A 24,225-nucleotide genomic window follows, 5' to 3' on the forward strand; every position below is an offset into this window, starting at 1 on the left:
ATTCACCCCTTGCCGCTACACGAACGAGAAGGATGAACATGTCCACCCGCACAAGCAAACCACTTATCGTGGCCACTAGTCGCTTGATAAAGCTATGCGCAAACGTTACCAAGCTGCTTAGCTATATTTTTCATACTGTGCTGCCGAACAAGCGCTTCACACTGCCAGACCATGCCGCGCCCTGGCTGACGCCTAAAGATGATTCGGCTATTCCGCGCATTATTTGGCAGACTAACTTCACCAACAAGGTAACCCTTCCGGTTTACCTGAATTACTTGTTTAATCGGCTGATGGCTCCCCGTTTCGAATATCGCTTCATGATTACCGAAGCGCGGAGTGATTTCATTAAAGAAAACTTCGATGATGCCCTATTCTCCAATTATTCAAAGCTACAAATTGGCGCGGCGCAGGCTGATTTTTGGCGCCTAATGGTGCTTTACAAGTACGGCGGGGTTTACCTCGATATTGATGCACATGCCATCTGGCCACTTTCCCGCGTTGTTCCTGGCGATATTGACGAACTCTACGTCACGACACGCAAAGGTGAACTGAGCAATTATTTCATCGCCAGTAAACCAGGCAATCCCAACTTACGTAGACTGATTGATCAAGTGCAGCAAAACATTGAAGAGAACACTCTCACCAACGTGTTCGAGCTAACAGGTCCTGGCGTATTTATTCAGTTATTAGACCAACACGTGGTACCCACGGTGTCTTACCGCCACGCCTGTAACCAAGGCAACTTTACTAACGAGCACTTCCAGTACATTGATAAAAAAGCGGGCAAATGGACTAGGGAGCAGAAAAAAGTCAGCATCATTCGTCAAGAAGAGCCTTGATTTTAAGCTCGGCTTTCACGCCAATAAAAAAAGCGCTAACCGTAAAGGTTAGCGCTTTTTATTTATCGTTTTAGTTTTATTTCTTTTTGCCTTGCCATGCCGCTACTATTCGATATCACAAACCTACACGGCATAGCAAAGCGGGCACGTGTTACTTGTAAACCGGGAAGCGGCCACACACCTGCGCCACTTTATCGAGCACTTGAGCCTCGATTGAGCTGGTGTCATCGCCCTTAGCAAGCACATCTAAGATGTCACAAATCCAACCGGCCAGTTGGCTGCATTCGTCTTCACCGAAACCACGGGTAGTAACGGCAGGCGTACCAATGCGCAAACCAGAGGTCACGAACGGGCTTTGCGGATCATTAGGCACCGCATTTTTGTTCACGGTAATATGAGCGCGGCCCAGGGCGGCGTCAGCATCTTTACCGGTCACACCCTGCTTGATCAAAGACAGTAGGAACAGGTGATCTTCGGTACCACCAGAAACGATATCGTAACCACGGTCGATAAATACCTTGGCCATCGCTTGGGCGTTTTTCACCACCTGCTGCTGGTAAGTTTTAAACTCAGGTGCCATGGCTTCTTTGAAGCAGATCGCCTTAGCAGCGATAACATGCATCAACGGGCCGCCCTGGCCACCAGGGAAGACGGCTGACTGCAGCTTTTTCTCGATATCCGCATCGTTTTCAGCAGAAAGAATAACGCCGCTGCGTGGGCCACGCAGGGTTTTGTGAGTGGTTGATGTCACTACGTGTGCATGGGGCAGCGGGCTTGGGTAAACGCCTGCAGCAACCAAACCAGATACATGCGCCATATCAACCAGCAAGTAGGCACCTACTTCATCAGCGATCTCACGGAACTTAGCCCAATCGACAATTTGCGAGTAAGCAGAGAAGCCAGCAATGATCATTTTGGGCTTGTGCTCGCGAGCTAGCTCGGCCACCTGATCGTAATCAATAAAGCCCTGCTCGTTCAGCCCATACTGGATAGCATTGTAGTGCTTGCCAGAGAAGTTGGGCTTAGCTCCATGGGTCAGGTGGCCGCCAGCATCCAGGCTCATCCCCAAAATGGTGTCGCCCGGTTTTACCAGCGCTTGGAAAACCGCGCTATTGGCCTGGGAACCAGAATGAGGCTGAACATTCACGTAGGTTGCGCCGAACAGCTGCTTGGCATAGTCGATCGCAAGATTTTCAGCGATATCGACAAATTCACAGCCGCCATAGTAGCGCTTACCTGGATAGCCTTCGGCGTATTTATTGGTCAGCTGGCTGCCTTGCGCTTCCAATACGCGGGGGCTGGCGTAGTTTTCAGAAGCAATCAATTCAATATGAGCTTCTTGGCGTGCAACTTCTTTCTGCATCGCGTCAAAAAGCACATCATCGAATCCGGCAATTGTCATATCGCGGCTGAACATCGGCGGGAACCTCGTTACGAAAGGATCATCATGGAGAAACTAGGGCGCTATCATAACGCAGCCTGACGCGACTTTCATCGCATCCGCGTCAGGTCGTGCATGAGCGTATTTCATGTTTTAGCCATTAGCGAAAAGCTGACTAACTGGTCAACCACGCTACTTTAGCTCAAAGGTGAACGTAAACCGCTCGGTGTGCCCCATCGGATTCATCATGAATTGGTTAAAAGTAAACGGATTGGGCAATGCCACATTGACTGTTAAGGCTTGGGAATGACCAGCCATAATGTCGACTAACCCTGTCATTAGTTTGGTGATTTGTGAGCCTAACAGCGGCTCAAGCTCTCGGGCCTGCCCCAAGGCCTTAGAGATTGCTTGCGCTTCGGTGATACTCTCATTTGCCGCGATCTCGGTAGTTAATCGCGGCAGCAACCCTTCATCGGTATAGGCCACTACCACGTCACCACCATGCAACATTGCCGATTCAAACAGCGCAGGGTTTTGCATTGCCTGCTCAATGGAAACGCTTTTTGGCAAAGTGATCGGTACATCAAGGCTGTATTCAATTCCCGCAGCATCACTCAAGCGCAAGTAGCCATCAGAAATCAATCGGTCGGTTTCCCCCTCTTCATCCCAGCGTGAGTGGCTGCGCCCTTCGGCTAGTAACTGACCACTCCCCCCTGTGAGTAGCTTGTTGAAGGTTTCGAACTCTTGTCGCTGCTCGAGTGGCAGTAAAGGCAGCAGCCCTCCAATATCAAAAAATGCGCCTTCGAAGCCTGCATCGCCCACATAGGAATTGCCTTCTACCCAGGCGCTATCCAACACTACGCTCCAACCTTCTCCAGATAGGTTAACGCCGCTCAACTCAGCGTGTTCAACACTCTCCTCCCCTGGTGTGTCGACCCCGGTTAGCTGCTCAACGCGCAAATTAGCAAGCGAAAAAACCACGCTAATACCACTCTCCAGGTCATTAAAATCAGCACTGACTCCCTGCATATCGAACAAGCCAATGGCGCTACTGCTGGCCTCTTCAAGCGTGAGCGTCTCAATGTGCAGGTGCCCCTCAAGCGGGGGAGAATCTAGCTCACTAAAAAATTCATCAGCCGCCTCACCTTGTAGATTTAGCGTGATGTCGCGAGCGTTCATCGCCTTCCATACAAAGTCAGGAGCGCTCATTTCTTCAATCGACGGCACCGCTTGCGCAGCGTTGGGTAGTTCAATGGAGACAATACTGAAAAAAGGCTGTGGGCTGTCTGCCTCGCTAACGGCCATACCATCAATCATTACACTGTCTGGACGATGATAATCGCCTTCAACGAGGTAGCGTTCGATAGTAAACACGTCGCCATTGGCATAAGTGATAGCAATGTCTTCAGCAATGATAGTTTCAGACTGCTCATACACTTGGGCGACCGTGAATGCGCTCGCTTCATTGCCCAGCCGCTCGCGAAGATCTGCTTCAAACTGCTGGGGTGAAGCGCTCACCGCACCGGAAAGAAGCAGCAACGAAAACCCAGCGGTAAGCTGGCGATGACCTAGAGACACCGGCATGTCATGACCTCCTTGTGAGAAGCGCTAAGCATAGCACTTGGAAAGGTGCTGTTAAGCTTCACCGAGCAACCCCAAGCTGGCCGCAGGCGCTTGACGCCGCAGGCTGTAAGAAAGGGCATGTCCGATAATGCCAATCAGCAGCGCTCCCCCCAAGGGCAGAACAAGCCATAACCCCACATGCAGGCGCGGTGTTAAATCAAGCCAGTAGAGGTAAAGTGCGGCAGTGGCAAACTCTGCAAGGGCAGCACCCATTAAGCCACTAGCGAAACCGAGCAGCGCGTATTCAGCTCCTTGCACCCTTGAAATCATTCGGTTACCTGCACCAAATACACGCAGCAAGCCACTCTCATGGGCTCGTACCGGTCGGCTAGCAGTCAGTGCTGCATAAAGCACGCTAACCCCTGCCATCAGAACCAGGATAAGCACCAGTTCTACCGCTCGAGTGACCTGGGTAAGCACCTCGCGCACTTGGCCTAAAATGGCATCCACGTTAAGCAGTGATACGCCTGGGAAATCACTGACTAGCTGCCGGATTAAGCCCTGCTCTTCTTCTGGCAAATGAAACGCAGTGATAAAGCTATGCCCAAACGCTTCAAGTACTCCTGGTGGGAAAATGACGAAGAAATTCGGGTTAAAGCTATCCCAGTTAAGACTACGCAGGCTCTCAATGCGGGTCGTTATCGTATCGCCGCCTACGGAAAACGTTAGCTCGTCGCCTAACCCAAGACCAAGGCGCTCCGCTAAGCCATCTTCCACTGAGATGGGCACAACGTTAGACGCCGCCTGAGGCGTGGCCTCCACTTCGCTCATCCATCCCTGGGGCTCACTAGGTTGTGAAAACCACTCTCCGGCGACGATCTGATTACCTTCGGGCAACTCTGATTGCCAGGTAAGATTCAGTTCGCGGCGCAGCGAGTTATCTCCTCGTGCGTCGGGCGGGACAGTGTCTATCGGCGGCTGGCCATTGATAGCGCTGATTCTCCCACGCACCATCGGGTACAGCGTGCTTTGGGTCTCCACCCGTGGAGCAACCGCGTCTTCGAAGGCATCTCGCTCACTGGGCTGAATATTGATAGCAAAGTAGTTAGGGGTATTCTCCGGCAACTGATCTTGCCAGGTGGACAACAAATCACCTCGCACCAGTACGATCATCGCCATCGCAAAAAACGTGACCGAAAACGCTAGCAGTTGCCCGAGCCCTGCCTGCTTTCGGCGGGCCAGTTGCCTTCCGCCCAGCCGAAACGCTTGGCCCCATTCACTTCCACCGGAAAGCCGTTGAACAGCTTTCAACAGACCGTTTAGCAACAGCGTGCTGGCCATCCATAAAAGCCCTAACAGGGCCGCGCCACCGATGAGCAGCGCCAGTGCAAGCGAAAAACTGCCTGAGTAAAGCCACAACAGGCCACCAAACACTAGACTCGCCACTCCCACCACTAACCAAGCAGACGGCGGTAGTGGGTCAAGCTCACGACGTAACACTTTCAGCGCACTGACACGTTTAATGCGTAACAACGTGGGGCCAGCAAAACCAACCAGTACCGCAAGCGCAGTAAAAATGCCCAGCCAAAGCGGCATAATGCCGGGGGGTGGTAAAGTCATAGGCAGAAAACTTGTTAACAGCCACAACAGCACAGCCTGACCAATAAGCCCTAACAGCGCGCCTATGATAGAGGCCATTAGCGCTAGTCCCATTAGTTGCAGGGTGAAAATAGTCACCAGCTGATATTGACTAGCGCCGAAGCAGCGCAGTAACGCAGCGGTATCCAGATGGCGTTCAACGTAACGGCGAGTAGACATAGCTACCGCTACGCCCGCTAATAATACGGCTGCTAATCCGGCAAGCCCCAGGTAACTCTCAGCACGTTGAAGCGCGTTGCCCAACTGAGGGCGGTCAACACGTACATCACGTACATCTACCCCTTCACGCCTTAGCTCGGCCAGCAAGCCTTGCACTTGCTCCAGTGCTGCGGGAGGCCCCGCGGCAAGCAGTTCAAATTCGAGTCGCGACCCCAACTGCACAAGCCCTGTTGCCTCTAAGTCGGCGGTATTGAGCATTAAACGTGGGTTAAAATTACCAAAGCCGGCAGACTGATCCGCCTCACGCTCGATAATCCCACTAATCAGAAGTTCAGTTTGACCTACCTGAACACGGTCGCCTAACGCAATGTCAATCAGTTGCGCTAAACGCGGGTCTGCCCAGGCTTCTCCTGGTGGTGGACCTGATGCAATCAGTTCAACCCCGTCACCACGATCCACATGGGAAACGCCATAGTGAGGATACACATCATCAACCGCTTTCAAGCTAGCCGGTTGAAAACGCTCGCCACGACTAATCATCGACACTAGATCAACCTGATCACTCAGCGTAAAACCCGCTTGCTCTAACGTCGTGCGTAGCTCCTCAGAGAACGGCTCGCGCTGTTCGAGGACTAAATCACCTCCCAGCATTTGACTTGCCTGGCGCTCCAAACCACGCTCCAGGCGGTCTAAAAAAAAGGCGATCATGGTAGAGGCGGCAACGGCCAATACCAGCGCTACAAACAGCGCGCGAACATCAGCCGCGCGTAGATCACGCTTCAAGCTGCGTGCAGCAAGCCGCCAGTTTACATCACTCATCGCCACCCCCGTTTACAGCAGCGGTTGGTTCGAACGGCATTAACTGCCCGTTAGCCAGGCGTAAACATCGGTCGCAGCGGCGTGCAAGTGCGTGGTCGTGGGTCACTAAAATTAGCGTCGTGCCTGCTTCACGGTTCAGCGTGAAGAGCAAGTCAATAATCTGTGCCCCCGTATCAGGGTCAAGGTTACCGGTTGGTTCGTCAGCAAATACTAGCTCAGGGTCGGTAACGAATGCGCGTGCAATGGCAACGCGCTGCTGCTCACCTCCCGAAAGCTGCTTAGGCAGATGTTCTGTGCGCTCACCAAGCCCGACTCGCTCAAGCCATTGAGCCGCGGCCTGAGTTTCTCCTGCTCGGGGGGACAGCTCTAACGGCAATAGCACATTTTCCAATGCACTTAACGTCGGTAGCAGCTGAAAGTTTTGAAATACAAAACCGACTCTTCCAGCCCGCAACGCAGCACGCCCATCTTCATCCATTTGGCTCAGCGGCTGGCCAAATAGCGTGAGTTCACCATCACTGGGCGTATCCAACCCTGCCAGCAACCCTAGCAGCGTCGACTTACCAGCACCGCTTTTACCAAGAATGGCAACACTTTCTCCCGCTGCCACGCTAAGCGAAAGGTCGTGTAAGATAGTTAGCGAACGTTCACCGCTTCTCACCTTTTTTGAAAGTTTTTCAGCATGAAGTACTGGCTGGTGAGCTTGCTTGTGAGGAACCTTGCTGGCAGTGATGGTGTCGGTGGTGGGCTGATGCAAAGAGGCATCATCGGTTGGCAAATTAGCTGTTGGGTCCAAATTGGCTTGTGGATCAGAGGAGTAAGACATGAAGCATGGCATCCCTGTAGCGTGGCAAAGACTGAACCGCATGGTAACCGGAGGGTTGCTGGCACTGATAGTCATCTTTAGCGCGCCGGCACTCAACGCCGACCAACGCCCAACACTTTTAGTCATGGGCGATAGCCTTAGTGCCGCCTATGGTATAGAGCAAGAACGGGGCTGGGTCACGTTATTGGCTGAACGGCTAGAAGGGGAAGCCCAGGTTATAAATGCCAGTATCAGCGGTGAAACGACGTCCGGCGGTGCACAACGATTGGCTAACATCATCGGACAGCGACAGCCTGATATCGTTCTGTTAGAGCTCGGTGGCAACGATGGATTACGTGGCCTTCCGCCTACTCAAATGCGTTCCAATCTAGCTAACATGATTGAACAAAGCCAACAGGCTGGTGCTGACGTACTGCTTCTCGGCATTGATATTCCGCCCAACTATGGCCAAGCCTACCGTGATGCCTTCACAGGCGTTTTCCATTCGTTAGCTGATGAGTATGACGTGTCTCTCGTCCCTTTCTTGTTGGAAGACGTAGCACTTAACGGACAACTAATGCAGGACGATGGCATTCACCCCACCGCCGAGGCTCAGCCAATTATTTTAGACAACGTCTGGCCAGCACTGGAACCACTGCTCGACAGCGTGTTTCAAGCATCCGCCAAATGAGGTGACGACAGTCCTCCCTCCGCGTTTAAAGCTAGTACTTTCTAATGAGAAGATATTACTGAGGAGATAGTGCACTTCAACGCAGTAGCTTGTAGGCTTAACGCTTATTAACTATTACTCATGGCGTTTATGCCTGCCTCCTCTCGCTCCCAACTTAAACAACTTTCGCGTCGACAGTTTTTAGCTACTGTCGGCGCGGTTGTGCTGAGCGCAGGATTAGGTTTTCACGCCTCGCCTGCAACAGCCTTCAACCCCCAACGATTACGGCAGAGCATGCAACAACAGTATGGCCAAAGCGGGCTTGCTGTTTTAGAGGAGTGGTTTGCCATGTTGGAACGCTTGCGTGGGCAAGAGGTGCAAACGCAACTTCGCGAGGTAAACGACTTTTTTAACCGTCGAATACGTTGGGTTGATGATATCCATGTCTGGGGGCAAGAGGACTTCTGGGCGACGCCATTAGAGGCAATGGGTAAAGCACAGGGCGATTGTGAGGACTATTCCATCGCTAAGTACATCACGTTGAAACAGCTCGGTGTTCCCGGTGAACGCCTGCGAATGATTTATGTTCGTGCGCGCATTGGCCGCAGCCAAATCACCCAGGCACACATGGTACTTGGCTACTATTCAACTCCCAGTGCCGAGCCGTTAGTGCTTGATAATATTGCACCTTCTATTTCTCCGGCTTCTCAACGCACCGACCTAGACCCGGTTTTCAGTTTTAATAGCGAAGGACTGTGGGCTGGTGGCACAACGCAATCACGTGCCGACCCGCTAGCGCGACTATCACGCTGGCGCAACGTCGTTGAACGTATGCAATCACAAGGTTTTATTTAAGAGGATTAGGCACTATGTCGCTGATTAAACAGCTTTGGCTGGCCATTATTGCGCTACTGTTGCTTTCATTTATCGGCAGGCTTGCGATCAGCATCACCTCGAGCCGCGACTATATCGAGCAGGAGGTGCGCATTAAAAACGAAGACAATGCAACAGCATTGGCACTTTCCATGAGCCAACTCAATAAAGACGTGGTGACGCTGGAGCTGTTAATTTCCGCACAGTTTGATACTGGCTATTATCGCCGTATTACCCTTCGAGACACAGAAGGCCAGGTGCTTATTGAGCGTTCAGCCAACGAATACCGTGGAGACGTGCCCGCCTGGTTCCGCAACCTTATTCACTTCGATGTGCCGATTGGCATGGCAACGATTCAAGACGGCTGGCGGCAATTCGGTACGCTTGAACTCGAAAGCCAGCACAGCTTCGCCTATGCCTCTTTGTGGCGCATTATGCTTGAGCTTGCAGGCTGGTTCTTGCTGGCCGGTGCGATCAGTCTCGCCATCGCGACGGTCGTTGTACGCGGCATCAAGCATCCTCTGGTACGGGTTGTCGCCCAGGCAAAGGACATCAGCGCCCGACGCTTTACCACCATTAAAGAACCCCGCACGTTAGAGCTACGAGAAGTAGCCCAAGCAATGAACGTTCTGTCTGCCAATGTGCGCCAAATGCTCAGCCAGGAAAGCCAAAAACTGGATGAGTTGCGTCGGCATCTGCAACACGATCGTGTTACAGGGGCGCTCAATCGCGACGTATTTATGGGCCGCTTGTCATCATTAATGGGGAGTGAAGACGCCCGTGCCACGGGGCTGATGGTAATGACCCGAGTAGAAGCACTTGAAACGCTTAACGAGCAGCTAGGCCATCAAGCCACTGATCAGTTATTAAGTGAGTTAGTGACACAACTCCTCAAGCTGGCCCCCACACAAGAAGAAGCACTGGTTGGGCGCTTGAACGGCAGCGATTTTATACTCATGCTGCCTTTAGAAGAGGATACTAAAGCACTCATACCTCGCCTTCGCCAAGCGCTTGACACCATCGCGCTCAAGGCACCCAACATCGGCATTCGTTTACCGACTGCCGTGGTTGCCTACACGCCTCATGACGGCCGAGGTGGGTTACTGGCTAACCTAGACGACGCCCTTGCTGAAGCCGAAAGCGCGAGCGCCCGTACCACGGTGGTTGTTCGAGAGCACCAACATAACTCACTTTTTGGCAATCATGCCGAATGGCGTTCAGCGCTCAATGCCGCGATTACGTTGGGGCCCCAGCTCGCTTATTTTCCAGTTATTGATGCTCACCACAACGTACTGCACTACGAATGCCCTGCTCGCCTAGAGCTTGCCAATAACTGGCAAACAGCCGGCATGTTTATTCCTTGGATTTCGCGCTTCCACTTAGAACCTGCGCTAGATATTGCTGTGGTTAAGAAAGCCCTTGAGCAACTTGCTGGCAACCCCGCACAAACCCTTGGTATTAACCTTTCAATTGCCTCCATCACCAATGCTGAATTTGTGATTGAGCTAAGAATGCTACTCGAAAAACAACCTCAACTAGCCAAACAGCTGTGCTTTGAAGTACCCGCTATTTTGAATACCCATGCTATTGGCAGCCTTCGCGGCTTATGTACGGCGCTAAGGCCGTTAGGTTGTCAGTTCGGAATTGAACATGTCGGCGCAGAATTTACCAAACTTGCCGATTTACACGACATCGGCCTTGCCTACCTAAAAATAGACAGTAGCTTGATTGGTGGGATTCATACGTCTTATGAACAGCAAACCATCGTGCGAGGAATGGCCACGCTATGCCACTCCCTCGGCATTCAGGTGATTGCGGAAGGTGTGACTGAACAAGCCGAATTGGAGAGTCTCTTCGGCGTGGGCGTAGACGGAGCCACCGGACCAGGCGTGCGCCTGAACTAAAGAGTAGTAGTTTTGTAACTGCCAGCAAACGGCGCGTCTAACGACGCGCCGTATTAAATCAGTTCATCTTCATCGCCTAGCAAATTAATATCGTTCTTCGCCCGCAACGACTTACGCTCCATCACCTTTCTTTGTGCCGCCGCAGGCAAGTCAGTAAAACTCAGCAAGCCCTTCTCTAGCAGCACTTCCAGCATATCTTCCACCACCCGCACAAAGGCCAAGTCAGACGCAATAAACTGCGCCGACTGCCCTGTTTGCTCAGCTAAAAAAGCAAACACCTCCGGCGAATCTTCATTAATAGTGTCATTACACTCAGGCGATGGCTCTTTGCTGAGCATCACGATCTCCCCTTCGGCATTGCGTTTGATGTAAAGCATAGCGGCTTCCTCTGTAGGTAAAAGCGCTTGAGTATAGCGAAATGGCGTTCAGAGTGGATATAACAAGGCCGCCCGTAGGCGGCCTGTTTGGGTGGGTGAAGGTTATTCGATATCTAGCTTGCCTGTATTAATCATGTGCTGGATAACATCTTCTGGGCTTCCACCGTCAAAGTCAGCGAAGCTCTTACCTTCTAACCGAATAACTTGATCGGCGTTATCTTTGTCACCCGCTAAATCACCTTTAGAGTTAAGGTACAGCACTGTGTCGTCACCGTCCTCTTCTGCAACAATATAAGCATCTAGCGAGTCACCGTTTTCATAATCCAATAGCTCACCAATATCCAGTTTATCGCCTTCACCCGAATTGAAGTCCATCACTGTATCAATGGCGGGACTATCCGCAGTACCTTGGTCATTTAACTCCCACTTAAAGGTGTCAGCGCCTAGGCCACCGAAGAGCAGATCGTTACCTTCGCCACCAACCAGCAGATCATCACCGCCTTGGCCGTAGAGAATATCGTTTCCTTTACCACCATACAGCTCATCATTTCCGCCGCGCGTATCGCCCTCGACATTGAACTCAGCGTGACCGGCCTTGATGTAGTCATACAACTGCTGTTCGGTGGGCGCCTCCCCACCATTAGTGACTTTTAAATATTCTCTTAATGCAGCCATGCCTGAGCCAGCAGGTAACTCTCGACCCTCCCAGTCCAAGGCATCGGTGTTAATGGCGTCGCCAAAGATGATGTCGTTGCCATCGCCACCATTCACAACGTCATTGCCCAACTCAGCCAGTTCTGTGTTGGTCGAGCCACTTACTAGAGCGGCATTTAGCTCGTCGGCACTATTGACGATATTTACTTCGCCTTGTGGCACATAAGGCGTGAGTTTTATGTCGTCAATATAAAGCGTGGCATCACCATATGTAGTCGCGTTATTGACGCTATACACAATACGGTATTCGCCTTGCTCTAGCGCGCTGCTCGCAGCTGATCTCCAATTATATGAGAAACCTAACTCTCCCCCCTGGCCTTCAACATCAGTCCAGCTGTTACCATCCAGCTTTTGCAGTTTCCACGCTGCACTATCGAAATAGTCACGCATAATGTAGGAGAAAGAAATACCTGCATACTCCCCTGTACCAACATCAAACTGGGGGGTAGCAACTGTATAAGCAACATTGTTCACCGACGTATCACTAATTTCCATATAGCGATTCGAGCTTCCTTCTCGGCTCAACGTGCCGCCTGATGAAGGCGTGCTCCAGCTGTTGGCATTATTCCAACCACCGTTGTTACTAAAATCGGCTAATACCTCCTCCGGAATCCCGTAAGGTGCCTTAACTAAGCTCACCTTGTCCGTGTTATCGAAGTACTTAAGATTATTAACGGTAACGCCATCGCCAATACCAATGGCATGTACCGAGCTTACCCCACTCAAAGGAACGAAGGCTTCAATAGCATCCCGCATATCCTTCTCGTCCGTGACATTTCCAGCGCCGTTATTACCACTATTACTAAATGTTGGATCGCCATCCGTCAGGAAGTAGGTTAAGTTTTTATAACCATCACTCTCGCCCGGTTGCAGCGCAAACCAGTTAGAAGCCTCAATAAATGCTCCCTCGTAATTAGTGCCACCAAGACCTTGTAAACCCTCGGTTTTGGTACGGCCAATTGCAGCCAACAGCTCGTCAATGTTTTGCTCTGTGAGATTCTGAATGTTCGCTTTCAGCTCGATATTTGACTCAAAAGCAATCAGCGAAACGTTAATTACGCCATCATGATCTTTAAGCTGTTCAGCCAGCTGCAACAGCGAGTCCTTAACCAATTTCATTCTGGAAGCAGAGTAAACACTGTCATTAATCCCATCAGGATTACTGTTAACGCTGCCTCGTCCATTTAAGTCGTACTGCATAGAACCTGACGTATCGACAACAAGCGCGACATTGTAGTTTTTTCCAGGCTGAACATTGACATCCGCCCCGCCTTCGTCAGCTACAATTATGTCGTCGCCTTGACCACCTTCAACGGTGTTATCTCCGTTATTGCCGGTCTCAAGCCCACCTTTATACAGAGTGAGACTAGTGGGAACGTCTACGTTCTCGAAGTTACCATTAACCTCGATAACTTCAGCAGTAAGATCAGTGTCACCATCTGTTGTAACGCTAACCGAGCCCTTACCGTTCACATCCAATTTGACTACGTGTTCCTGACCATCAATCAATACTATTGCTGTCGGGAAGTCATCCCCAGTGAAGGTATATTGACTTGCATCCGGTGGGTTGGATGTCTCGATATCAAAGATGACCTCAGACGGACCGCTAATACTGGTCGCCTCACCATTCATTACCTCTTTATAGGCAATTGAGTGAATTAGATAGTCATCATCAAAACCAACTGCTGTGAACTCGGCTCTGCTAAACGCTTCTTCACTTCCTGGCTTAAAGGTATATGCGTTATCAACCCGATCAGACCCGCCAGGTGCATTCTCACTTTTCGTGAAGTTGCCCGCAGCATCGTAGTAAGTCACTAAAGCATCCGTTGACGTACCACCACCCGATACAACTGCCGAGCCAACCGAGTTTCCATCCTTATCGAAGAATTCAACCTTGGCTTTTTCGTTGTTGTTTCTCCAAGCAAACTGAACATCAAAGCTTTTCACTTCGTTGTTAAAGTCAACGACGATTGCCTCACTTCCTACGCCTGTAACGTAGCCTAGCTCGGTGTCATCAGCACCACCAGAAGTACTGCCTGCCACGCCAAACCCATCATGGTTTGTGTTGATGACTTTTGTCAGCGTTCCTAATTCACCATCCGCTTTATAAGCAGTCACGGTGAAGCTATCAGTGTTATCAACGTTCCCCACATTGATCACGGAGGTTTTAGTCACAGTGGCATTAATACTGACGGTGGTGGTGTCAATGGTGTCATTCACCGTCACGGTGGCGGTGTCGTCCACGTTGAGGTTTTCGAACTCGTCGCCACCGCTTTGCACACTGGCGTTGACGGTAATGCTTTCACCGTCGATATAAACATCGTCGCCCTGAACAGCGAACTCCGTCGAGGTCGCCGTGGTCATGCCGACACCAAAGGTCAGCGTGGCGCCGTTATCCAGCGCAATCACGAGCGGCTCGTCGGTCGGGGCGCTGCTCAGCGTGCCGCTGAGTGTGGCGGTGCCGGTGCCTTCATTAACCGTGACGTCGTTCAGCGTCAGGGTGGTCTCGGTGTCGTTGTCGGTGACCGTCGTGGTGACGTTGGTGTCGCCGGCCACCTCCAGGTTCTCGAGCGCGCCGGGGGTGCCGGCATTCGCTTCGCTGGCAGTGGCGATGCTGTTGGTGATCGCGTCCGTGACGTAGGCGTCATCGGCCGGCGCGTCAACGGTGATCTCGCCCGCACTGCTGTTGGCCGCAATGGTGATGACTTCCCCATTGGCCAGGGTCACGGTGATGGCGTTATTCGTCGTGACCGGAGCGCCGTTGGCGTCGGTCAGGGTCGCGGTGTAGGTGATCTGGCCGCCTTCGGCGACAGAGGCCGTTGCCGTCAGACCCACGGTCACGGTGTCGACGGTGTCATTCACCGTCACGGTGGCGGTGTCGTCCACGTTGAGGTTTTCGAACTCGTCGCCACCGCTTTGCACACTGGCGTTGACGGTAATGCTTTCACCGTCGATATAAACATCGTCGCCCTGAACAGCGAACTCCGTCGAGGTCGCCGTGGTCATGCCGACACCAAAGGTCAGCGTGGCGCCGTTATCCAGCGCAATCACGAGCGGCTCGTCGGTCGGGGCGCTGCTCAGCGTGCCGCTGAGTGTGGCGGTGCCGGTGCCTTCATTAACCGTGACGTTGTTCAGCGTCAGGGTGGTCTCGGTGTCGTTGTCGGTGACCGTCGTGGTGACGTTGGTGTCGCCGGCCACCTCCAGGTTCTCGAGCGCGCCGGGGGTGCCGGCATTCGCTTCGCTGGCAGTGGCGATGCTGTTGGTGATCGCGTCCGTGACGTAGGCGTCATCGGCCGGCGCGTCAACGGTGATCTCGCCCGCACTGCTGTTGGCCGCAATGGTGATGACTTCCCCATTGGCCAGGGTCACGGTGATGGCGTTATTCGTCGTGACCGGAGCGCCGTTGGCGTCGGTCAGGGTCGCGGTGTAGGTGATCTGGCCGCCTTCGGCGACAGAGGCCGTTGCCGTCAGACCCACGGTCACGGTGTCGACGGTGTCATTCACCGTCACGGTGGCGGTGTCGTCCACGTTGAGGTTTTCGAACTCGTCGCCACCGCTTTGCACACTGGCGTTGACGGTAATGCTTTCACCGTCGATATAAACATCGTCGCCCTGAACAGCGAACTCCGTCGAGGTCGCCGTGGTCATGCCGACACCAAAGGTCAGCGTGGCGCCGTTATCCAGCGCAATCACGAGCGGCTCGTCGGTCGGGGCGCTGCTCAGCGTGCCGCTGAGTGTGGCGGTGCCGGTGCCTTCATTAACCGTGACGTTGTTCAGCGTCAGGGTGGTCTCGGTGTCGTTGTCGGTGACCGTCGTGGTGACGTTGGTGTCGCCGGCCACCTCCAGGTTCTCGAGCGCGCCGGGGGTGCCGGCATTCGCTTCGCTGGCAGTGGCGATGCTGTTGGTGATCGCGTCCGTGACGTAGGCGTCATCGGCCGGCGCGTCAACGGTGATCTCGCCCGCACTGCTGTTGGCCGCAATGGTGATGACTTCCCCATTGGCCAGGGTCACGGTGATGGCGTTATTCGTCGTGACCGGAGCGCCGTTGGCGTCGGTCAGGGTCGCGGTGTAGGTGATCTGGCCGCCTTCGGCGACAGAGGCCGTTGCCGTCAGACCCACGGTCACGGTGTCGACGGTGTCATTCACCGTCACGGTGGCGGTGTCGTCCACGTTGAGGTTTTCGAACTCGTCGCCACCGCTTTGCACACTGGCGTTGACGGTAATGCTTTCACCGTCGATATAAACATCGTCGCCCTGAACAGCGAACTCCGTCGAGGTCGCCGTGGTCATGCCGACACCAAAGGTCAGCGTGGCGCCGTTATCCAGCGCAATCACGAGCGGCTCGTCGGTCGGGGCGCTGCTCAGCGTGCCGCTGAGTGTGGCGGTGCCGGTGCCTTCATTAACCGTGACGTTGTTCAGCGTCAGGGTGGTCTCGGTGTCGTTGTCGGTGACCGTCGTGGTGACGTTGGTGTCGCCGGCCACCTCCAGGTTCTCGAGCGCGCCGGGGGTGCCGGCATTCGCTTCGCTGGCAGTGGCGATGCTGTTGGTGATCGCGTCCGTGACGTAGGCGTCATCGGCCGGCGCGTCAACGGTGATCTCGCCCGCACTGCTGTTGGCCGCAATGGTGATGACTTCCCCATTGGCCAGGGTCACGGTGATGGCGTTATTCGTCGTGACCGGAGCGCCGTTGGCGTCGGTCAGGGTCGCGGTGTAGGTGATCTGGCCGCCTTCGGCGACAGAGGCCGTTGCCGTCAGACCCACGGTCACGGTGTCGACGGTGTCATTCACCGTCACGGTGGCGGTGTCGTCCACGTTGAGGTTTTCGAACTCGTCGCCACCGCTTTGCACACTGGCGTTGACGGTAATGCTTTCACCGTCGATATAAACATCGTCGCCCTGAACAGCGAACTCCGTCGAGGTCGCCGTGGTCATGCCGACACCAAAGGTCAGCGTGGCGCCGTTATCCAGCGCAATCACGAGCGGCTCGTCGGTCGGGGCGCTGCTCAGCGTGCCGCTGAGTGTGGCGGTGCCGGTGCCTTCATTAACCGTGACGTTGTTCAGCGTCAGGGTGGTCTCGGTGTCGTTGTCGGTGACCGTCGTGGTGACGTTGGTGTCGCCGGCCACCTCCAGGTTCTCGAGCGCGCCGGGGGTGCCGGCATTCGCTTCGCTGGCAGTGGCGATGCTGTTGGTGATCGCGTCCGTGACGTAGGCGTCATCGGCCGGCGCGTCAACGGTGATCTCGCCCGCACTGCTGTTGGCCGCAATGGTGATGACTTCCCCATTGGCCAGGGTCACGGTGATGGCGTTATTCGTCGTGACCGGAGCGCCGTTGGCGTCGGTCAGGGTCGCGGTGTAGGTGATCTGGCCGCCTTCGGCGACAGAGGCCGTTGCCGTCAGACCCACGGTCACGGTGTCGACGGTGTCATTCACCGTCACGGTGGCGGTGTCGTCCACGTTGAGGTTTTCGAACTCGTCGCCACCGCTTTGCACACTGGCGTTGACGGTAATGCTTTCACCGTCGATATAAACATCGTCGCCCTGAACAGCGAACTCCGTCGAGGTCGCCGTGGTCATGCCGACACCAAAGGTCAGCGTGGCGCCGTTATCCAGCGCAATCACGAGCGGCTCGTCGGTCGGGGCGCTGCTCAGCGTGCCGCTGAGTGTGGCGGTGCCGGTGCCTTCATTAACCGTGACGTTGTTCAGCGTCAGGGTGGTCTCGGTGTCGTTGTCGGTGACCGTCGTGGTGACGTTGGTGTCGCCGGCCACCTCCAGGTTCTCGAGCGCGCCGGGGGTGCCGGCATTCGCTTCGCTGGCAGTGGCGATGCTGTTGGTGATCGCGTCCGTGACGTAGGCGTCATCGGCCGGCGCGTCAACGGTGATCTCGCCCGCACTGCTGTTGGCCGCAATGGTGATGACTTCCCCATTGGCCAGGGTCACGGTGATGGCGTTATTCGTCGTGACCGGAGCGCCGTTGGCGTCGGTCAGGGTCGCGGTGTAGGTGATCTGGCCGCCTTCGGCGACAGAGGCCGTTGCCGTCAGACCCACGGTCACGGTGTCGACGGTGTCATTCACCGTCACGGTGGCGGTGTCGTCCACGTTGAGGTTTTCGAACTCGTCGCCACCGCTTTGCACACTGGCGTTGACGGTAATGCTTTCACCGTCGATATAAACATCGTCGCCCTGAACAGCGAACTCCGTCGAGGTCGCCGTGGTCATGCCGACACCAAAGGTCAGCGTGGCGCCGTTATCCAGCGCAATCACGAGCGGCTCGTCGGTCGGGGCGCTGCTCAGCGTGCCGCTGAGTGTGGCGGTGCCGGTGCCTTCATTAACCGTGACGTTGTTCAGCGTCAGGGTGGTCTCGGTGTCGTTGTCGGTGACCGTCGTGGTGACGTTGGTGTCGCCGGCCACCTCCAGGTTCTCGAGCGCGCCGGGGGTGCCGGCATTCGCTTCGCTGGCAGTGGCGATGCTGTTGGTGATCGCGTCCGTGACGTAGGCGTCATCGGCCGGCGCGTCAACGGTGATCTCGCCCGCACTGCTGTTGGCCGCAATGGTGATGACTTCCCCATTGGCCAGGGTCACGGTGATGGCGTTATTCGTCGTGACCGGAGCGCCGTTGGCGTCGGTCAGGGTCGCGGTGTAGGTGATCTGGCCGCCTTCGGCGACAGAGGCCGTTGCCGTCAGACCCACGGTCACGGTGTCGACGGTGTCATTCACCGTCACGGTGGCGGTGTCGTCCACGTTGAGGTTTTCGAACTCGTCGCCACCGCTTTGCACACTGGCGTTGACGGTAATGCTTTCACCGTCGATATAAACATCGTCGCCCTGAACAGCGAACTCCGTCGAGGTCGCCGTGGTCATGCCGACACCAAAGGTCAGCGTGGCGCCGTTATCCAGCGCAATCACGAGCGGCTCGTCGGTCGGGGCGCTGCTCAGCGTGCCGCTGAGTGTGGCGGTGCCGGTGCCTTCATTAACCGTGACGTTGTTCAGCGTCAGGGTGGTCTCGGTGTCGTTGTCGGTGACCGTCGTGGTGACGTTGGTGTCGCCGGCCACCTCCAGGTTCTCGAGCGCGCCGGGGGTGCCGGCATTCGCTTCGCTGGCAGTGGCGATGCTGTTGGTGATCGCGTCCGTGACGTAGGCGTCATCGGCCGGCGCGTCAACGGTGATCTCGCCCGCACTGCTGTTGGCCGCAATGGTGATGACTTCCCCATTGGCCAGGGTCACGGTGATGGCGTTATTCGTCGTGACCGGAGCGCCGTTGGCGTCGGTCAGGGTCGCGGTGTAGGTGATCTGGCCGCCTTCGGCGACAGAGGCCGTTGCCGTCAGACCCACGGTCACGGTGTCGACGGTGTCATTCACCGTCACGGTGGCGGTGTCGTCCACGTTGAGGTTTTCGAACTCGTCGCCACCGCTTTGCACACTGGCGTTGACGGTAATGCTTTCACCGTCGATATAAACATCGTCGCCCTGAACAGCGAACTCCGTCGAGGTCGCCGTGGTCATGCCGACACCAAAGGTCAGCGTGGCGCCGTTATCCAGCGCAATCACGAGCGGCTCGTCGGTCGGGGCGCTGCTCAGCGTGCCGCTGAGTGTGGCGGTGCCGGTGCCTTCATTAACCGTGACGTTGTTCAGCGTCAGGGTGGTCTCGGTGTCGTTGTCGGTGACCGTCGTGGTGACGTTGGTGTCGCCGGCCACCTCCAGGTTCTCGAGCGCGCCGGGGGTGCCGGCATTCGCTTCGCTGGCAGTGGCGATGCTGTTGGTGATCGCGTCCGTGACGTAGGCGTCATCGGCCGGCGCGTCAACGGTGATCTCGCCCGCACTGCTGTTGGCCGCAATGGTGATGACTTCCCCATTGGCCAGGGTCACGGTGATGGCGTTATTCGTCGTGACCGGAGCGCCGTTGGCGTCGGTCAGGGTCGCGGTGTAGGTGATCTGGCCGCCTTCGGCGACAGAGGCCGTTGCCGTCAGACCCACGTCACGGTGTCGACGGTGTCATTCACCGTCACGGTGGCGGTGTCGTCCACGTTGAGGTTTTCGAACTCGTCGCCACCGCTTTGCACACTGGCGTTGACGGTAATGCTTTCACCGTCGATATAAACATCGTCGCCCTGAACAGCGAACTCCGTCGAGGTCGCCGTGGTCATGCCGACACCAAAGGTCAGCGTGGCGCCGTTATCCAGCGCAATCACGAGCGGCTCGTCGGTCGGGGCGCTGCTCAGCGTGCCGCTGAGTGTGGCGGTGCCGGTGCCTTCATTAACCGTGACGTTGTTCAGCGTCAGGGTGGTCTCGGTGTCGTTGTCGGTGACCGTCGTGGTGACGTTGGTGTCGCCGGCCACCTCCAGGTTCTCGAGCGCGCCGGGGGTGCCGGCATTCGCTTCGCTGGCAGTGGCGATGCTGTTGGTGATCGCGTCCGTGACGTAGGCGTCATCGGCCGGCGCGTCAACGGTGATCTCGCCCGCACTGCTGTTGGCCGCAATGGTGATGACTTCCCCATTGGCCAGGGTCACGGTGATGGCGTTATTCGTCGTGACCGGAGCGCCGTTGGCGTCGGTCAGGGTCGCGGTGTAGGTGATCTGGCCGCCTTCGGCGACAGAGGCCGTTGCCGTCAGACCCACGTCACGGTGTCGACGGTGTCATTCACCGTCACGGTGGCGGTGTCGTCCACGTTGAGGTTTTCGAACTCGTCGCCACCGCTTTGCACACTGGCGTTGACGGTAATGCTTTCACCGTCGATATAAACATCGTCGCCCTGAACAGCGAACTCCGTCGAGGTCGCCGTGGTCATGCCGACACCAAAGGTCAGCGTGGCGCCGTTATCCAGCGCAATCACGAGCGGCTCGTCGGTCGGGGCGCTGCTCAGCGTGCCGCTGAGTGTGGCGGTGCCGGTGCCTTCATTAACCGTGACGTTGTTCAGCGTCAGGGTGGTCTCGGTGTCGTTGTCGGTGACCGTCGTGGTGACGTTGGTGTCGCCGGCCACCTCCAGGTTCTCGAGCGCGCCGGGGGTGCCGGCATTCGCTTCGCTGGCAGTGGCGATGCTGTTGGTGATCGCGTCCGTGACGTAGGCGTCATCGGCCGGCGCGTCAACGGTGATCTCGCCCGCACTGCTGTTGGCCGCAATGGTGATGACTTCCCCATTGGCCAGGGTCACGGTGATGGCGTTATTCGTCGTGACCGGAGCGCCGTTGGCGTCGGTCAGGGTCGCGGTGTAGGTGATCTGGCCGCCTTCGGCGACAGAGGCCGTTGCCGTCAGACCCACGGTCACGGTGTCGACGGTGTCATTCACCGTCACGGTGGCGGTGTCGTCCACGTTGAGGTTTTCGAACTCGTCGCCACCGCTTTGCACACTGGCGTTGACGGTAATGCTTTCACCGTCGATATAAACATCGTCGCCCTGAACAGCGAACTCCGTCGAGGTCGCCGTGGTCATGCCGACACCAAAGGTCAGCGTGGCGCCGTTATCCAGCGCAATCACGAGCGGCTCGTCGGTCGGGGCGCTGCTCAGCGTGCCGCTGAGTGTGGCGGTGCCGGTGCCTTCATTAACCGTGACGTTGTTCAGCGTCAGGGTGGTCTCGGTGTCGTTGTCGGTGACCGTCGTGGTGACGTTGGTGTCGCCGGCCACCTCCAGGTTCTCGAGCGCGCCGGGGGTGCCGGCATTCGCTTCGCTGGCAGTGGCGATGCTGTTGGTGATCGCGTCCGTGACGTAGGCGTCATCGGCCGGCGCGTCAACGGTGATCTCGCCCGCACTGCTGTTGGCCGCAATGGTGATGACTTCCCCATTGGCCAGGGTCACGGTGATGGCGTTATTCGTCGTGACCGGAGCGCCGTTGGCGTCGGTCAGGGTCGCGGTGTAGGTGATCTGGCCGCCTTCGGCGACAGAGGCCGTTGCCGTCAGACCCACGTCACGGTGTCGACGGTGTCATTCACCGTCACGGTGGCGGTGTCGTCCACGTTGAGGTTTTCGAACTCGTCGCCACCGCTTTGCACACTGGCGTTGACGGTAATGCTTTCACCGTCGATATAAACATCGTCGCCCTGAACAGCGAACTCCGTCGAGGTCGCCGTGGTCATGCCGACACCAAAGGTCAGCGTGGCGCCGTTATCCAGCGCAATCACGAGCGGCTCGTCGGTCGGGGCGCTGCTCAGCGTGCCGCTGAGTGTGGCGGTGCCGGTGCCTTCATTAACCGTGACGTTGTTCAGCGTCAGGGTGGTCTCGGTGTCGTTGTCGGTGACCGTCGTGGTGACGTTGGTGTCGCCGGCCACCTCCAGGTTCTCGAGCGCGCCGGGGGTGCCGGCATTCGCTTCGCTGGCAGTGGCGATGCTGTTGGTGATCGCGTCCGTGACGTAGGCGTCATCGGCCGGCGCGTCAACGGTGATCTCGCCCGCACTGCTGTTGGCCGCAATGGTGATGACTTCCCCATTGGCCAGGGTCACGGTGATGGCGTTATTCGTCGTGACCGGAGCGCCGTTGGCGTCGGTCAGGGTCGCGGTGTAGGTGATCTGGCCGCCTTCGGCGACAGAGGCCGTTGCCGTCAGACCCACGGTCACGGTGTCGACGGTGTCATTCACCGTCACGGTGGCGGTGTCGTCCACGTTGAGGTTTTCGAACTCGTCGCCACCGCTTTGCACACTGGCGTTGACGGTAATGCTTTCACCGTCGATATAAACATCGTCGCCCTGAACAGCGAACTCCGTCGAGGTCGCCGTGGTCATGCCGACACCAAAGGTCAGCGTGGCGCCGTTATCCAGCGCAATCACGAGCGGCTCGTCGGTCGGGGCGCTGCTCAGCGTGCCGCTGAGTGTGGCGGTGCCGGTGCCTTCATTAACCGTGACGTTGTTCAGCGTCAGGGTGGTCTCGGTGTCGTTGTCGGTGACCGTCGTGGTGACGTTGGTGTCGCCGGCCACCTCCAGGTTCTCGAGCGCGCCGGGGGTGCCGGCATTCGCTTCGCTGGCAGTGGCGATGCTGTTGGTGATCGCGTCCGTGACGTAGGCGTCATCGGCCGGCGCGTCAACGGTGATCTCGCCCGCACTGCTGTTGGCCGCAATGGTGATGACTTCCCCATTGGCCAGGGTCACGGTGATGGCGTTATTCGTCGTGACCGGAGCGCCGTTGGCGTCGGTCAGGGTCGCGGTGTAGGTGATCTGGCCGCCTTCGGCGACAGAGGCCGTTGCCGTCAGACCCACACGTCACGGTGTCGACGGTGTCATTCACCGTCACGGTGGCGGTGTCGTCCACGTTGAGGTTTTCGAACTCGTCGCCACCGCTTTGCACACTGGCGTTGACGGTAATGCTTTCACCGTCGATATAAACATCGTCGCCCTGAACAGCGAACTCCGTCGAGGTCGCCGTGGTCATGCCGACACCAAAGGTCAGCGTGGCGCCGTTATCCAGCGCAATCACGAGCGGCTCGTCGGTCGGGGCGCTGCTCAGCGTGCCGCTGAGTGTGGCGGTGCCGGTGCCTTCATTAACCGTGACGTTGTTCAGCGTCAGGGTGGTCTCGGTGTCGTTGTCGGTGACCGTCGTGGTGACGTTGGTGTCGCCGGCCACCTCCAGGTTCTCGAGCGCGCCGGGGGTGCCGGCATTCGCTTCGCTGGCAGTGGCGATGCTGTTGGTGATCGCGTCCGTGACGTAGGCGTCATCGGCCGGCGCGTCAACGGTGATCTCGCCCGCACTGCTGTTGGCCGCAATGGTGATGACTTCCCCATTGGCCAGGGTCACGGTGATGGCGTTATTCGTCGTGACCGGAGCGCCGTTGGCGTCGGTCAGGGTCGCGGTGTAGGTGATCTGGCCGCCTTCGGCGACAGAGGCCGTTGCCGTCAGACCCACGTCACGGTGTCGACGGTGTCATTCACCGTCACGGTGGCGGTGTCGTCCACGTTGAGGTTTTCGAACTCGTCGCCACCGCTTTGCACACTGGCGTTGACGGTAATGCTTTCACCGTCGATATAAACATCGTCGCCCTGAACAGCGAACTCCGTCGAGGTCGCCGTGGTCATGCCGACACCAAAGGTCAGCGTGGCGCCGTTATCCAGCGCAATCACGAGCGGCTCGTCGGTCGGGGCGCTGCTCAGCGTGCCGCTGAGTGTGGCGGTGCCGGTGCCTTCATTAACCGTGACGTTGTTCAGCGTCAGGGTGGTCTCGGTGTCGTTGTCGGTGACCGTCGTGGTGACGTTGGTGTCGCCGGCCACCTCCAGGTTCTCGAGCGCGCCGGGGGTGCCGGCATTCGCTTCGCTGGCAGTGGCGATGCTGTTGGTGATCGCGTCCGTGACGTAGGCGTCATCGGCCGGCGCGTCAACGGTGATCTCGCCCGCACTGCTGTTGGCCGCAATGGTGATGACTTCCCATTGGCCAGGGTCACGGTGATGGCGTTATTCGTCGTGACCGGAGCGCCGTTGGCGTCGGTCAGGGTCGCGGTGTAGGTGATCTGGCCGCCTTCGGCGACAGAGGCCGTTGCCGTCAGACCCACA

15 protein-coding genes and 1 pseudogene are annotated in these 24,225 nt (G+C 56.5%); 4 read left to right on the forward strand and 12 right to left on the reverse strand.

What is annotated here, in order from left to right; translation table 11 throughout:
- Window positions 1-38 precede the first annotated feature (38 nt).
- Window positions 39-839, forward strand: a complete 801-nt coding sequence (locus REH51_RS03055; protein ID WP_009721731.1) for a glycosyltransferase family 32 protein — start codon at window positions 39-41, stop codon at window positions 837-839.
- A gap of 151 nt (window positions 840-990) precedes the next feature.
- Here REH51_RS03055 and glyA read toward each other — a convergent pair whose 3' ends face one another.
- From glyA to REH51_RS03075, 4 genes are all read right to left on the reverse strand, one after another.
- Window positions 991-2,256 carry a serine hydroxymethyltransferase gene (gene glyA / locus REH51_RS03060; protein ID WP_009721730.1) on the reverse strand — a complete coding sequence of 422 codons (1,266 nt, stop codon included), beginning with the start codon at window positions 2,254-2,256 and terminating at the stop codon, window positions 991-993.
- Between the two features lie 156 nt (window positions 2,257-2,412).
- On the reverse strand, window positions 2,413-3,804 hold the full coding sequence (locus tag REH51_RS03065; protein WP_009721729.1) for a hypothetical protein: 1,392 nt from the start codon (window positions 3,802-3,804) through the stop codon (window positions 2,413-2,415).
- 51 nt (window positions 3,805-3,855) lie between these two features.
- Window positions 3,856-6,420 carry an ABC transporter permease gene (locus REH51_RS03070; RefSeq protein WP_009721728.1) on the reverse strand — a complete coding sequence of 855 codons (2,565 nt, stop codon included), beginning with the start codon at window positions 6,418-6,420 and terminating at the stop codon, window positions 3,856-3,858.
- Window positions 6,413-7,246, reverse strand: coding sequence for an ABC transporter ATP-binding protein (locus REH51_RS03075; RefSeq protein ID WP_009721727.1), 834 nt, complete (start codon window positions 7,244-7,246; stop codon window positions 6,413-6,415). Before REH51_RS03075 ends, REH51_RS03070 begins: the two co-directional genes overlap by 8 nt.
- Here REH51_RS03075 and REH51_RS03080 point away from each other — a divergent pair.
- The 3 genes from REH51_RS03080 to REH51_RS03090 all read left to right on the forward strand — a co-directional run bounded on the left by REH51_RS03080 (window position 7,245) and on the right by REH51_RS03090 (window position 10,672).
- Window positions 7,245-7,916, forward strand: a complete 672-nt coding sequence (locus REH51_RS03080; RefSeq protein ID WP_009721726.1) for an arylesterase — start codon at window positions 7,245-7,247, stop codon at window positions 7,914-7,916. The genes REH51_RS03075 and REH51_RS03080 overlap by 2 nt on opposite strands.
- A 120-nt stretch (window positions 7,917-8,036) precedes the next feature.
- Complete coding sequence (locus tag REH51_RS03085; RefSeq protein WP_009721725.1) at window positions 8,037-8,750, forward strand: transglutaminase-like cysteine peptidase; 714 nt, start codon at window positions 8,037-8,039, stop codon at window positions 8,748-8,750.
- 14 nt (window positions 8,751-8,764) lie between these two features.
- The gene (locus REH51_RS03090) at window positions 8,765-10,672 is read left to right on the forward strand and encodes an EAL domain-containing protein (protein WP_498936822.1); all 1,908 of its coding nucleotides are present in this window, start codon (window positions 8,765-8,767) and stop codon (window positions 10,670-10,672) included.
- A gap of 53 nt (window positions 10,673-10,725) precedes the next feature.
- Here the strand turns inward: REH51_RS03090 and REH51_RS03095 are convergent, their stop codons facing one another.
- The 8 genes and pseudogenes from REH51_RS03095 to REH51_RS03130 all read right to left on the reverse strand — a co-directional run.
- A complete protein-coding gene (locus tag REH51_RS03095; RefSeq protein WP_009721723.1) occupies window positions 10,726-11,049 on the reverse strand; it encodes a hypothetical protein in 324 nt (107 codons plus the stop codon).
- A 102-nt stretch (window positions 11,050-11,151) separates the two neighbouring features.
- Window positions 11,152-19,734, reverse strand: a complete 8,583-nt coding sequence (locus REH51_RS03100; protein ID WP_498936824.1) for an immunoglobulin-like domain-containing protein — start codon at window positions 19,732-19,734, stop codon at window positions 11,152-11,154.
- Window positions 19,725-20,375: an immunoglobulin-like domain-containing protein gene (locus tag REH51_RS03105; RefSeq protein ID WP_498936826.1), complete on the reverse strand. Its 651-nt coding sequence runs from the start codon at window positions 20,373-20,375 to the stop codon at window positions 19,725-19,727. Before REH51_RS03105 ends, REH51_RS03100 begins: the two co-directional genes overlap by 10 nt.
- Window positions 20,366-21,658 (reverse strand): immunoglobulin-like domain-containing protein, encoded by a 1,293-nt coding sequence (locus tag REH51_RS03110; RefSeq protein ID WP_498936828.1) that lies wholly within the window; start codon window positions 21,656-21,658, stop codon window positions 20,366-20,368. Before REH51_RS03110 ends, REH51_RS03105 begins: the two co-directional genes overlap by 10 nt.
- Window positions 21,649-22,941 (reverse strand): immunoglobulin-like domain-containing protein, encoded by a 1,293-nt coding sequence (locus REH51_RS03115; protein ID WP_498936828.1) that lies wholly within the window; start codon window positions 22,939-22,941, stop codon window positions 21,649-21,651. Before REH51_RS03115 ends, REH51_RS03110 begins: the two co-directional genes overlap by 10 nt.
- On the reverse strand, window positions 22,844-23,584 hold the full coding sequence (locus tag REH51_RS03120) for an immunoglobulin-like domain-containing protein (RefSeq protein WP_498936830.1): 741 nt from the start codon (window positions 23,582-23,584) through the stop codon (window positions 22,844-22,846). Before REH51_RS03120 ends, REH51_RS03115 begins: the two co-directional genes overlap by 98 nt.
- A complete protein-coding gene (locus tag REH51_RS03125) occupies window positions 23,575-24,093 on the reverse strand; it encodes an immunoglobulin-like domain-containing protein (RefSeq protein WP_498937699.1) in 519 nt (172 codons plus the stop codon). Before REH51_RS03125 ends, REH51_RS03120 begins: the two co-directional genes overlap by 10 nt.
- Window positions 24,094-24,149: 56 nt before the next feature.
- Window positions 24,150-24,224, reverse strand: a pseudogene (locus tag REH51_RS03130) (immunoglobulin-like domain-containing protein); the annotation flags it as partial.
- Between the last annotated feature and the right edge of the window lies 1 nt (window position 24,225).

Source organism: Halomonas bluephagenesis (assembly GCF_054790765.1).